Annotated in this window: 11 protein-coding genes; 1 reads left to right on the top strand and 10 read right to left on the bottom strand. The window is 40.5% G+C overall.

Features of this window, described 5'->3' with window-relative positions; genetic code table 11:
• Positions 1-320: 320 nt before the first annotated feature.
• Both nadE and G592_RS0109775 read right to left on the bottom strand, forming a co-directional pair.
• Complete coding sequence (gene nadE, locus G592_RS0109780) at positions 321-1,070, bottom strand: NAD(+) synthase (RefSeq protein WP_028247666.1); 750 nt, start codon at positions 1,068-1,070, stop codon at positions 321-323.
• Between the two features lie 12 nt (positions 1,071-1,082).
• A complete protein-coding gene (locus G592_RS0109775) occupies positions 1,083-2,588 on the bottom strand; it encodes a bifunctional ADP-dependent NAD(P)H-hydrate dehydratase/NAD(P)H-hydrate epimerase (protein WP_028247665.1) in 1,506 nt (501 codons plus the stop codon).
• Positions 2,589-2,685: 97 nt separating this feature from the next.
• On the opposite strand from G592_RS0109775, the gene G592_RS0109770 reads away from it, so the two are divergent.
• The gene (locus G592_RS0109770) at positions 2,686-3,762 is read left to right on the top strand and encodes an SGNH/GDSL hydrolase family protein (RefSeq protein ID WP_028247664.1); all 1,077 of its coding nucleotides are present in this window, start codon (positions 2,686-2,688) and stop codon (positions 3,760-3,762) included.
• Here the strand turns inward: G592_RS0109770 and G592_RS0109765 are convergent.
• From G592_RS0109765 to G592_RS0109730, 8 genes are all read right to left on the bottom strand, one after another.
• Positions 3,759-5,042, bottom strand: a complete 1,284-nt coding sequence (locus tag G592_RS0109765) for a DHHW family protein (RefSeq protein WP_028247663.1) — start codon at positions 5,040-5,042, stop codon at positions 3,759-3,761. The genes G592_RS0109770 and G592_RS0109765 overlap by 4 nt on opposite strands.
• Positions 5,043-5,076: 34 nt before the next feature.
• Positions 5,077-6,441 (bottom strand): MBOAT family O-acyltransferase, encoded by a 1,365-nt coding sequence (locus tag G592_RS0109760; RefSeq protein ID WP_028247662.1) that lies wholly within the window; start codon positions 6,439-6,441, stop codon positions 5,077-5,079.
• 11 nt (positions 6,442-6,452) lie between these two features.
• The gene (locus G592_RS0109755) at positions 6,453-7,541 is read right to left on the bottom strand and encodes an acyltransferase family protein (RefSeq protein WP_028247661.1); all 1,089 of its coding nucleotides are present in this window, start codon (positions 7,539-7,541) and stop codon (positions 6,453-6,455) included.
• Positions 7,542-7,573: 32 nt separating this feature from the next.
• Entirely contained in the window at positions 7,574-8,332 is a 759-nt protein-coding gene (locus G592_RS0109750; RefSeq protein WP_028247660.1) for a TPM domain-containing protein, read from the bottom strand.
• Entirely contained in the window at positions 8,319-9,908 is a 1,590-nt protein-coding gene (locus tag G592_RS0109745) for a hypothetical protein (protein ID WP_028247659.1), read from the bottom strand. The genes G592_RS0109750 and G592_RS0109745 overlap by 14 nt, the downstream gene beginning before the upstream one ends.
• 18 nt (positions 9,909-9,926) lie before the next feature.
• On the bottom strand, positions 9,927-11,108 hold the full coding sequence (locus tag G592_RS0109740) for an SPFH domain-containing protein (protein WP_028247658.1): 1,182 nt from the start codon (positions 11,106-11,108) through the stop codon (positions 9,927-9,929).
• Between the two features lie 106 nt (positions 11,109-11,214).
• Positions 11,215-11,886 carry a hypothetical protein gene (locus G592_RS0109735; RefSeq protein ID WP_028247657.1) on the bottom strand — a complete coding sequence of 224 codons (672 nt, stop codon included), beginning with the start codon at positions 11,884-11,886 and terminating at the stop codon, positions 11,215-11,217.
• 12 nt (positions 11,887-11,898) lie between these two features.
• Positions 11,899-12,549 carry a hypothetical protein gene (locus G592_RS0109730; RefSeq protein WP_028247656.1) on the bottom strand — a complete coding sequence of 217 codons (651 nt, stop codon included), beginning with the start codon at positions 12,547-12,549 and terminating at the stop codon, positions 11,899-11,901.

Genomic DNA, 12,549 nt, shown 5'->3' with positions numbered 1-12,549 from the left:
GTAGAAGCTCCATTGATAAATCTTATGATTTAGACATCTCAAGCTTAGTTATTTTATCAATGACAAGCGAAAACACTTGGTTTATAGCTTACAAATTGATAAAGCAATCTTAGAGGACCTTGATTAGAGGTTGTGGCTCTGCCACAGCCCTATTTTCACCCCTGCTTGATTATCACATATCAGCTAAAAGTCGAGATGTCAATGCCGCGCAGCGCCAAAGGGAAGCATTGACTTTGAGACTGAGCTGATATGCTGTATCAAGCAGTGTGAAAATAAAAAGAGGTTTAGCCATCGACTAAACCTCTGAGATAAACTTATCTTTAATGTCTCTTATATGCAGGCATAAGCTGGAGCTTGTGAAGGTTTGCCACGTGCTTTCTATCGATGGAAGCCTTTACATCTGCAGGGATGTCTGCATTTTCATTTGAAATATATTCATCGAGCTGAGCATACTTGAAGCCAAGCTTATCCTCATCTGACATTCCAGAAAGTCCGTCCGAAGGAACCTTGTGAACAAGCTGCTCTGGAAGTCCTAAGTATTCTCCAATCTGAAGAACCTCTGTAACTGTGAAATCCTGAAGAAGTGAAACATCACCAGCTGCATCACCGAACTTTGTAGAGTAGCCTACATAGTCCTCTGAAGCATTGCATGTATTTACAACAAATGTTGTGACAGGCTGGCCCTGGGCTACAGCGTAAAGTGTGGACATACGAAGACGTGGTGCAAGGTTAATCTTAAGATCCTTTGTAACCTCAAACTTCTCAGCCTTCTCAAAAGTAGCAATAGCTGCATTGTAATAATCTGTAATAGGAACAATCTCGTTTGGAATCTTAAGGAAATCAACGAGAAGCTTTGCATCATCAAGGTCGCTCATCTCACCGTTTGGCATGATGATTCCAAGTACTCTGTCAGCGCCAAGTGCTTCCTTTAAAACTGCAGCTGTAACTGATGAATCCTTACCACCTGAAATACCAAGTACTGCGCGGCTGTTCTCTCCAAATTTGTTGAACCATTCTCTGGTGTACTCAATCAATTGTTTTGTCTGCTTTTCTACATCAAATTCTCTCATAAAAAATGCCTTTCATATAACTTTATTTATATTTGCGATAATATCTCTCGCTAATAAGCCTTTTATTCCTGTGTCTTCAGTGGCTATGGTTCCAGCCTTTCCATGAATATATGCCCCGGCTGATGCAGCCACATCTGCCGATAATCCCTGACCAAGCAACGCTCCAATAATGCCAGCAAGCACATCGCCACTACCTGGTGTAGCAAGACCTTCATTTCCACTGTCACAATAGAATATCGTATTTACGATAGCAACTACTGTAGTGAAATTTTTAAGAACCACAATACAGTTATGCTCTGCAGCAAATTCCTTTGCCACATTTTCCATATTGTAATTTATCTCATTTACAAGTGTATTGCAAAGTCGCTCCATCTCCTTTAGATGAGGAGTGAGAATTACAGGAACTCTGCCTGCCAATTCATCAAGCTGCTTTAAATCTTTCGCCAGAAGATTTACTCCATCTGCATCCACAATCACAGGTACTTTAGCTTGATCACAAACTGTCCTAAGAATCTTCTCAGAAACCTCAGAGGTGCCAAGTCCCGGACCAATGACAATGGCATCAGCCCAGCTAATCTGCTGAAGTACCTCAGCTTCATCAAAAGCTGTATATCCCTTATACATAGTCTCAGGCAATGTCTGCTGGATGGATTCTATATTATTCTGATGGGTGTAAATCTTTACCAGGCCTGAGCCTGTCACAAGCGCTGCATTTGCAGCTAGATAACATGCTCCATAAATGCTTTCGCTACCTGCAATCACAAGAACCTTTCCGCAGGTTCCTTTATTGGCATTAGCCTCACGCTTTGGAATGTATGTCAGTATGTCATCATCAAGCAGCTGTGCCACCTTATCATCCTTGCAATAGATGCCAACATCAGCCACATAAACATTTCCAGCTGCCAACTTACAATCGCCAAGAACCAGTCCCTTTTTCATATAGGCAAAGGTCACAGTGGTGTCAGCCTTCACGCCTACGGTACCAAGAAGTTTTCCACTGTCAGTATCATAACCGGATGGGATATCCACAGCCATGACAGTCTTTCCACTTTGGTTAATGTACTCTGCAGCAACGGCATAGTCGCCTTCCAGACCTCTGGTCAGTCCAATGCCAAACATGGAATCAATCAGAATGTCACAGTCAGCAAACATTCTTAAAAACTCTTTTATGCTTACATCATCTATGTTCCATGGATAAACAATATCCACTCCATAATTTCCAGCTATCTCCAGCTCCTGCCTAAGCTGAGAAGAAAATTTCTTAGAATCTCCTAAAACAATGGCCTTAACAGGAAATCCCTTTGTATGCATAATACGTGCGATCGCTATGCCATCTCCACCGTTGTTTCCTGGACCTGCGAATATTCCAATCTTTGGTTTATCAGAATATGAATGCAGGATTCTGTTGCATACTGCAAGGGCAGCTCTTTCCATTAAAACAAGTGATGGAACCCCCATTTGTTCAATTGTTTTTGAATCCCATTCTTTCATTTGGGACGCTGATAAAATTGGTTTCATAATCCCCCTAAATGACTAATCCGGATATAAGTGTTATAATACTTTTTACTAACGTCAATTATAAATTAATTAACATGTTTTTGATAGGAGAATTATTTTGAAGAAGAAGATAGTAATTACTCTATGGATATCGTTATTTGCATTGATTATTGCGCTGGGATTTCTTACAGTTCAGAAGAACAAGCAGGAAGCTGAAGAGAGAGCCCGCATCGAAAAAGAGCAGGAGGAACTTCGAATCGCAGAGGAAGAAGCTGCTCAGGCTGCAAAGCTTAAGGCTGAGAAAAAAGAAAGCAAGGATTCCTCAGAAAAGAAAGATAAATACACTTTCTCAAAAATGGAAGCTACCTACTATGCTCAGTCAAAGGCAACTGTACGTCAGGAGCCATATGACACAGCAGAAATCATTGGTACTCTTTCATTAGATTCACGTGTTTCTATCGTAGGAAAATGTAAGCAGACTGATTACTACAAGATTAAAATAAACGGCGATTACGGATACGTAGCCTTTGAGGATGTTTCTAAGGAATACTTACCTATTCCACTTCCAATCTCAAGCTCAAAATCAGTACCATCTGCCACAAAGGATATTTTATTTATTGGAAACTCCATCACACTTTATCCTGCAACAAAGGATTGGTGGGGTTCAGGCTGGGGTTGCGGCGCCACAGCACCAGAGAATGACTATGTACATCTTACAGTTGCAGCCAAGGGCTATAGCTCATTTGATTACATGTCACTTCGTTCATGGGAATTTTCAAGCACAAGAAATTATGAGTTAGATGATTTGGATCCATACATCACAAAATATCAGTATGGAACAATCGTTATTGAGCTTGGTGAAAATGTAAAGGGTCACGAGAGCCACTTCAAAGAGGATCTCACAGATATGATTACATACATCAAGACATACAATCCAAATGCAAGAATTGTCATGCTTGATAATTTCTGGGCATACAAGAGCATCATCAGCACAAAGAAGGAAGTAGCTTCTGCAAATGGCATCACATACGTAAGCCTTTCTGACATCCAGGGTGTGCAGGATTACATGCTTCAGGCTGGCGATCAGTACACAACACCAGATGGTACTGTGTACACAATCGGCTCATTCCTTGCAGGCCATCCAAATGATGCAGGCTTCGCAGCCATTGCACAGCATTTGATTGGTGCGCTTTAATTACTCAACAAATTAATTACCTTCTGTATAGTTTTAAATCCTTCATAATCGTAGCGTTCTACAGCCTCGATTACGATGATATCTGCGTCTTTGATGTCGTTTGATACTTCCTTCATATAGTCACGATGAACGAAGGTACAGTTGGTAAAATCTTTAGCTATATATGGCATCATGTTTACACGGAAGCTGTCGCCGATGAGGCACAGCTTCTTTTGATTTGCGCCATTACTTGTGGTTCGGCAAATCATTTTTTCCACATCCAAACCATTCACTTCTATCTCTGGTCTGTAGTCCACAGTGTACTCAGCATCATCATGAGTAACCATAGAATCTGGAATTCCCATGTAAGTATAAAGCTCATATTTATCAGCATCCTGAGTTCCTACAATCCATGATGCAGGATCTGTCTGCTCCACTCCCATTGCTGCATAAAGAGCGTTGGTGCCATAAAGACCTCCCAGATGATTCCAATGGCTGTCGTACTTGTAATATACCTGGAACACATTGGATGCCTCCAGCTCCTCTATGATTGGATAGATAAATGGAGCATTGGCCTCATTTTGCATCTTCTGATAGAGACGGGAAATACGTCTCCAGTCATCCACCTTTTCAACTGTCGGCATGTACTTTGGATAAACGGAAGACTTGTTAGGTGCTATGTAAACATACAGCTCTTTTCCCCGAGCCTGGCATATAGCCTGTAACTGATTCACCAGATTCACGTAATGCTGCATCTCATCGTCACTTAAAATATTGGAACCCACATAGCATTCATACTCATTCTCGCCATATAGATATAACCAGCCAAATCTTCCCACAATAACATCCTGATTTACACGAAGTGGGAAAAAGATATCATCATCTAAAATATCATCCGCTGCCTGCTGCACCTCTTCTCCAGGCACAATAGGCATGTTGGTGCGGCCTCTCTCCACAACCTTATTCTTATTGGCATCGGCGCTATAAAGCTTCTGGCCAACGGCTGTTGCCATCTTCTGATACTGGCCATCTATGACGTCATTCATAGATTTATAAATGGAAATCAAAGTATATCTAAAAGGAATTCTGTCATCTATAAATCCACTTACACTCTCACCGGTATTTAAAAGGTTGGACCACTCAATGTTCTGCATCTGACGCTTTTCTGTCTCCACCACGGAAACTGCCTGGTATGTGTCAGCTGAAAATAGGCGCAGTAAACCACCCCCTACCCAAGGGATGGTGAGGATGAGTAAGAATACCACTATAAATATTTTTGTTCTCAGATTTTTAAAGGTCAATTTACACCTCATCAGTCACCTGCGGTGCCAGCTTCTAGAATTGATAATAAATAAATGGATTATAAGTACCGTTCACCAGGAACAACAAACTAAGCAACAGCAACCCGAGGCACACAAATGCATTGCCCTTCACTGCCTTTACACTCATATGCGACTGCACAAAACCTCCAAAGAGACATGCGCATATAAATGCCATTACACTTAAGCCCGAAAGCTGATTCACAAGGTTGATAGGCTTGATGCCTCCAACAAACATTCTTGAGATAAATGTTCCTGCAGTAGCAACACTAGGGGCTCTAAACACTACCCAAAGTATAGTCACAACAATAAAAATCAGCATCCTGTTCAAAAACTTAACTGGATTCTTGTCCAAAATCTTTCCAAACCAAAGCCTCTCGAAAATAAGAAGAATACCATATACAACACCCCAAACAAGGAATGTCCAGTTGGCTCCATGCCAGATACCTGTAAGTAAAAATACTACAAAAATATTCAGGCATGTTCTGGCCATTGAGCAATGGCTTCCTCCCAATGGGATATACACATAATCTCTAAACCAGCTTGAAAGGGAAATATGCCAGCGTCTCCAAAAATCTCGCACTGATTCTGCTCGGTAAGGGTGATTAAAGTTCTCTTTGAAATCAAATCCAAACATCTTTCCCAGGCCAATGGCCATATCGGAATATCCGCTGAAATCAAAATAAATCTGGAATGAATAGCAAATAGCACCAAGCCATGCCACTGTAGCATCCAGCTTTGAAATATCGCCACTCCAAACATTGTCCACAACCACAGCTAACGTATTTGCGATAAGAACTTTTTTGCCAAGGCCAAAACAAAAGCGCTTGATTCCCTCGGCAAATTCATATGAGCCAACCACTCTGTCTGTGAGCTGTCCTGCTATGTCCTTATAGTGGACAATAGGACCTGCCACCAGCTGTGGGAAGCACGAAATATAAAGTGCAAAATAAAACGGATTTCCCTGCACCTCTACTGTATCCTTATACACATCGATTACATAGGACAGGGCCTGAAAGGTAAAGAAAGAAATACCAACAGGGAGGACTATTTCCTGTGGATTGTAATATTTGAAAAAGAAAAGCAATCCCATGTCAAATACAACGGCTCCAATAAGACCTAAATGTCTCACAAAATCACCGTGACGTCCTTTTGACACAAGGAAGCCTGCGCACCAGTTCATGAAAATAACCGCAGCAATCAAAAGCAGATATTTCACGCCACCAAAAGCGTAGAAAATCAAACTGAAGCACAGCAATATATAATTAGATAAAATAATTTTGCGTGTCTGCCCTCCACCAAGTACTCTTGGAACCCCATAGTAAACCAAAAGGCAAAGTGGAAGGAAGATTGTGCAAAAAATAAGTGAGCTGAAAACCAATTTATTCTCCCCTAAGAATTAATGATTAACCTGCTTATAGGTTTATTTTTTATGAACCACCCTACAACCTTATCGCAGACAAAAGCGCCTGCAAATGTCACGATGGAACATAAAAATGTTTTCACTGCAAAGCTGGATTCTTCGCAGAGCTCCTGTACCAATCGGATGGCATAAAATTGATTCAGATAGATCATAAGACTGACCCTGCCCATCCAGTAGAAAACAGGCTTGTCAAAAAACTTTTCACAAGGATTAATATTTGAAAATGAAAGAATAACTGCAACCCATAAAACAAAAATTACTGGGAAGCTATATTTCACATCCATTTCTGTACAGGCATATCTAAATACAATCAAGTAACAGAAAATTTCCAAAAATCCAAGAATTATCTTTCCTGCTTTTGTAAAATTATATCTGCTAATCTGTCTGGTAAGACTATAGGTACTACAGCCCAATGCCATCTCAGAAAGGCCTCTCAGAAAGCATTTGTAAAACATTCCTGTCCAGCCATCTACACCTGCGATTCCATCATATTCGTGAGCCATGTATCCCAGCACAAACAGTGCCAGAAGTGGGCACACAATCTTAACGAACACATCATAGTGTTTTCTCAGTAATGGATAGAAGATAAAGGTAACCATAAACCATACATCCAAATACCATGTAAGTTTATTTACCCATGTACTGTCGAATCCAAATACCTGTAAGAAGAATATAGATGCCCAGGAATCCACTACATAGTGATATCTGTCCAGAGCTGTCTTCTCCAGGAAATACGCATTTACGATAATCGTAAGTACGGTTGCAAAGAGATGATAAGGAAAAACATTCCAAAACTTTTTCTTCATCATAAGTGCTGTTTCGGTACCAATCATCTCTGTAGATTTTTCTCTTTTGGCATAGGCACTTGCAGCGAGCAAATAACCTGATACCAAAAAGAAAAACTCTACTCCAATATAGCCTCTGGCGAAAAAGTTGAGACCTGTATTTCCAAGCTCAATCATTCCCCCATCTGCAAATCTTTTGTGAATATGAAAGAACAATATAGCCAAAGCAAAAATAAAACGTAAAAACTCCACCCGTCCATTTTTCTTTGTCATCATTGCCTCCTTAATAATTCAAAACAAATCCATTAGAAGCTGTGTCCACCGCCTGAGTGACCGCCACCTCCTGAGAAGCCACCGCCTCCACCGGAGAATCCGCCACCTGAATGGCTTCCGGAACTACTATTTTGAGAGCGTCGTACTCTTCGTGTGTCATATATAGCAGCTGTGCCTGCAATTGCGGCGCCAGCCATGAGAATCTCTGCGCCTTTGCCGTCCATCTTAACATTTGAACGTTCTGACATAGCCATAAAGAAACTGAATAATAAACCAATAATTATGGCAAGCAGGAAGGATACAATTATTCTCATAGGTCTTAAGATAAAACCTTTATTTGTAAGTGTATCTGCCTGAGTGAAGGCCTTAATGATACAGGTTTTATAATCGCCCTTTGATGCGTAGCGATAAATGTTATCTGTGATATCTGTAGCATCTGCACTGGAAATACTCTTCTGGTATTTTCCATATCCGGACATCCAGATTACACGCTCATCCATATCGATGATAAATGCCACGCCGTCATCATAATTTGAATACCTGGCTGTGTAGTAATCAAACAGCTTTTCATCTGTAGAGTCAATGCTTGAAGCATCAGTAGTGGCTACCACGTACTTTGTATCACCGCTAAGTGTCTCCAAATATTCTAAAACCTCTGCCTCATCAGCGTCTGTGAGAATATTTGCATCATCAGCAATATAAATGTTTGAAGCTGCTGCATATACATTAACAGGTGTAAGCAGCATAACTGCTGCAATCAACCCAAGGACTATTTTTCTAATCTCTCGCATTTTCTAACCTACCTCCCTTCTTAAGGAACTGAGGTGCAGGATGAGTTGCGAATCGATTATATTCATTCACAATGGCATTTATGGAAACAAGAATTACCACAAATGCTACTATCAAAGCTGCATAGTAAAAAATATCATTTGGCAAATTAATAAGCCTTACAACTATTGAGACGGCCCATGCAATTATGCCAAGACGCATTACCTTTTTCTCGCCCTTCTTCACCTTAATCAGTGCCACAATAATCATGATTACACTGACTGGATAGAAGATATAAGGAAGAATACCAAGGAGCGCGCCAGTAAATTCCATTGAAACAGCAAAGATAGCAATGGCTATTACTACCATCACTCCTGTTAAGGTTGCACCACTTAAGGCTGATGATTTCTTAGCCTTCTTCACCTTCTTTTCCTTCACAGTCTCTGCATTCTGGAAATATCCCTTGTCATTAAGATGATTATCTGTGCTGTAAGTCTTCTCTGCCAATATCGCTCCCACTAAAGCAATCAATGCTGAAACAAGAGCGCCAAAAGAGCAAAGGCTCTTAACATTAAAACTGAAGTTCAAAATAAAGCTTAACAAAAGAAGCACTACAAAAATTCCTGCAGATACTTTTCCTGCAAAGAAATACATTTTTTTCTTATCAATAGGCATATCGATGTATGACACACCGTTGGCTCCATTGATAATAGAGTAAGCTACTCTGTCATCATACTTAGTAGTCATGAAGTACATTGGCATGTAAGCGCCCTGAGCATCATCGTACTTCAAATCATTTGCAAGCTTCGTCTGGATTTCGTATTTTGTGCCTGCCTCAGGGCTGTAACCGTGACTGCCCTTACTTACTTCGGAGCAGAGATAGTCTACTGCTTTATCCAAGGAGTCTGATTTATAAACATCCTTGTCTACAGTAGAATTCTCAACGAAGAAGCCTGCCAAATATCCCGGATTAAAAGTTCTTACTTTATCCATTGGAAATGGCTCAAGCTTTGCCGCAATACTGTCATCCAAAGTCTGAGATGCATCAAAAGGCACCTTCAAACTATCTACCTTTACCGACACATCAACATTTGCATAGTCGGTAATATAATAATCTGCTGTGGATCTTGTTGTCTTACCTTTGTATTCTATTTCATCATCAATACTGTAATCGTAAAGATAATATGGCACATACATGCCTACCAGCTTCTCGATATTATCCTTGTCACCAAGGCCATCTGGAGCAAAATGAAGATGTCCTGTAAGACTTTTATATTTATCTCTGGCCTTCGCCTTGTTGAGCTGGAATGGAAGGATGTACTTTGGAGCGCCCTCTGTAGAGAACTTCTCCTGCATTGTGGCCTGATTACCACAATATGGGCAAAACTCCATTCCGTCGTTATCTATAAGCTGGATTTCTCCACCACAGCAAGGACACTCATAAACATTTGTTGTGATGGTGTCCATGCCGATTTTATCATCTGGTGTATAACTGTCTATTTCTGTAAGTGAACCACAGGATTTACATTTCAATTGCTGATCTTCCGCAGAAAATCTAAGCTGCCCTCCACAATTAGGGCATGGAAACATTGTTGCCATTTATTACTCTCCAAACCCTTATGGTCTCTTTGTGCCGCAGTTTACGCAGAAGTTGCCGTAGTTCTCATTTCCACAATTTGGGCAGAACCATCTGCCTGCCTGTGGCTGTCCGCCCTGAGGAACTTCATTGAAGCCCTGCTGTCCCATAGGCTGACCTGCTGGCATTCCCTGCTGAGGCATAGCCTGCTGCTGTGCTGCCTGCTGAGCTGCTCCTGCATTTAATAAATCTGCTGCGTTTGCACCGCCTGCCTGTGTAGCCATATTTAATCCATAGAATCCCATAGCTGCACCGTTTGCATTGCTTGCTGCTGCCTGCATAGCTGCTGCCTGAGCCTGAACAAGTGTAGCACCTGCCATAGCCTGTGAACGGAATGCACCTGTCTTCTGAAGCTCCTTAAGAGTAGCCTGATCATCCTCTGGCATTACTGCTGAGAGAATCTGAACAGAAGTAACAGCAAGACCGTACTTCTCTGTCCACTCTGTATTAAGCTGCTGTGCCATTGCGTCAGAGATTTCCTTTGTGTGACCTGGAACACCTGAAGGTCTGATTCCCATTTCAGAAAGCTGACCAAGTGCTGGCTGAAGAGCCTGAATAAATGTAGCTCTAAGCTGATCAGAAATGTCGTCGATAGTATACTCATCTCTAACATTTCCTGCTAAGTTTGTATAAAGTGCAGTAGGATCTGAAACCTGCATACTATAATTACCATTGCACTTTAAGCTTGTATCTAAATCGAATCCAATATTGTTATCTAAAATTCTAAATGGAATTGGAGTTGGAGTACCGAACTTGAGCCCAGTGATATCCTTCGTATTTACGAAGTAAACTCTCTGCTGTACTGGCTTCTCACCACCGAATGTGAAACGACGGCCAAACTCTTTGAATACAGCTGCGAAGTTGCCGGCGAAGATTGATGCAGAACCATTATCCTCCCATGAGTATGCACCTGCCTCAGCAGCTACATCGATAATCTTTCCGCTGTCTACTAAAAGGGCACACTGACCTTCGTTAACGATTACAACAGAATCCTTTGTAATAACGTCCTGCTCGCCCTTTGTGTTGCTGCTCTTTCCAGAGATTTTGTGAGTAGCTCTCTTTAAAAGCACATCGTTTGACATAGAATCGCAAACGAAGAATTCTTTCCACTGGTTAGCCAGTTCCGCCGATACTGACCCTTTAAATGCTTGAATTAATCCCATTTGTTACATTATCCTCCTGATAATTAAAAATATTTATTTTATATTATAAACAATATTACCCACTAAAACAAATTAGGAGGCCTTACGGCCTCCCATAACTAAATTTTTATGATGCGTAATTCACTGGAATCTTTCTAAATGTAAGCCAGTTAACAATAAGTCCAAGCAAATCAAATACTAATATTGATGTCCAAACAATTCCCTGATTGAAAAATGGGTTAATAAAGAAATCCCAAGCAAGAGCTAAAGGTGTTCCAAATGAAGGGATGAAATATCCCAATCTTGGCAATGCAATAACTGCAAATAGAAATACGAAATAATAAACCCAGTATGCAATCTTGCCATATCTCACAACACTATTTCCAGCTAAGCCTTCCACCCACATATATACACCATACAGTGCAACAGCAACTTTTAAAATCATTGATACGCCAATAACTTTAATGAATGCAAAAGCTACCAATGTAAAGAACAGGATTTCCAGCATATCCACTATTCTACATCCAACGAATAGCTTCTTTCTTGTCATACCAAAGGTAAGACCTCTTGGTACTTCATCTGCGATAAAAAATATCTTAAAGAACATACTTGTTCCAACGTATCCACCAATGATACCGCCTGCCAGTATCATAGATAATCCCTCTGTATCGAAAGAAGTATTAGTGGAAAAAACTAAACACATTATTAACATCGCAGCTATTATTATTGCAATCATAAATAAATTGAATAGTTCATTATATTTTTTTATATGAAGTATCGCTTTAATATCTCTACTCATAATTCCTCCACTCTAGCTCACCATACACTTCTGGTTTAATCTGTATGCCCAAAACTCAAGTAAAACGAATACTGCAACAGCTCCAGCTCCAATTAAGGATAGTATCATGGCACTATTTAAGCTGCCAATTGGAAGCTTAATTCCAGTTGCCAATACAAATCCCCAGATACCTGCTTGTACACCTACGATTATTAAAAGTCCAAATATTACAATCTTTCCATATTTTTTTACCTTGTATCCAATCACAAGACCAAGGGCTCCTAAAATCATAGCAGCAGCTACGGCTACTATGGTATATCCCAGGAAATTTTCATGTTTAAAAACAACACATAATACTATACTAAGGATTGCTGATAATCCCACAAAAACGCTCTGCTTAATTAACTGACCCCAAAATACATCTCTTCTTCTGGCGCCCATAGAAAGCACCATGCTGTCATACCAGTTAGGACCATATATTGCAAACAGCATGTTGAAGAGCACCATGAACATTGCATTGAATGTAATGACATTTTGAGAGACAAATCCCACAATATCCTCTTCCTCAACACCAAAGAACGTCCACTCAACAACCAAAAGCAACTGCACTGCAGCCACGTATCCAAATAGTTTTAACCCTGCAAGAAAATAATATTTTCTTGTTCTTGCTAATAAGCTATTCAT

It is taken from the genome of Pseudobutyrivibrio ruminis CF1b (genome assembly GCF_000424005.1).
Classification (GTDB): domain Bacteria; phylum Bacillota; class Clostridia; order Lachnospirales; family Lachnospiraceae; genus Pseudobutyrivibrio; species Pseudobutyrivibrio ruminis_C.
Note: the sequence above shows the minus strand (reverse complement) of the source record. Positions and strands in the feature narration are given on the sequence as shown.

Coding starts and splice junctions, on each gene's coding strand:
- G592_RS0109740 (WP_028247658.1), bottom strand. CDS start 11,108: ATGGGATTAATTCAAGCATTTAAAGGGTCAGTATCGGCGGAACTGGCT.
- G592_RS0109745 (WP_028247659.1), bottom strand. CDS start 9,908: ATGGCAACAATGTTTCCATGCCCTAATTGTGGAGGGCAGCTTAGATTT.
- G592_RS0109755 (WP_028247661.1), bottom strand. CDS start 7,541: ATGACAAAGAAAAATGGACGGGTGGAGTTTTTACGTTTTATTTTTGCT.
- G592_RS0109730 (WP_028247656.1), bottom strand. CDS start 12,549: ATGAATAGCTTATTAGCAAGAACAAGAAAATATTATTTTCTTGCAGGG.
- G592_RS0109750 (WP_028247660.1), bottom strand. CDS start 8,332: ATGCGAGAGATTAGAAAAATAGTCCTTGGGTTGATTGCAGCAGTTATG.
- G592_RS0109775 (WP_028247665.1), bottom strand. CDS start 2,588: ATGAAACCAATTTTATCAGCGTCCCAAATGAAAGAATGGGATTCAAAA.
- nadE (WP_028247666.1), bottom strand. CDS start 1,070: ATGAGAGAATTTGATGTAGAAAAGCAGACAAAACAATTGATTGAGTAC.
- G592_RS0109735 (WP_028247657.1), bottom strand. CDS start 11,886: ATGAGTAGAGATATTAAAGCGATACTTCATATAAAAAAATATAATGAA.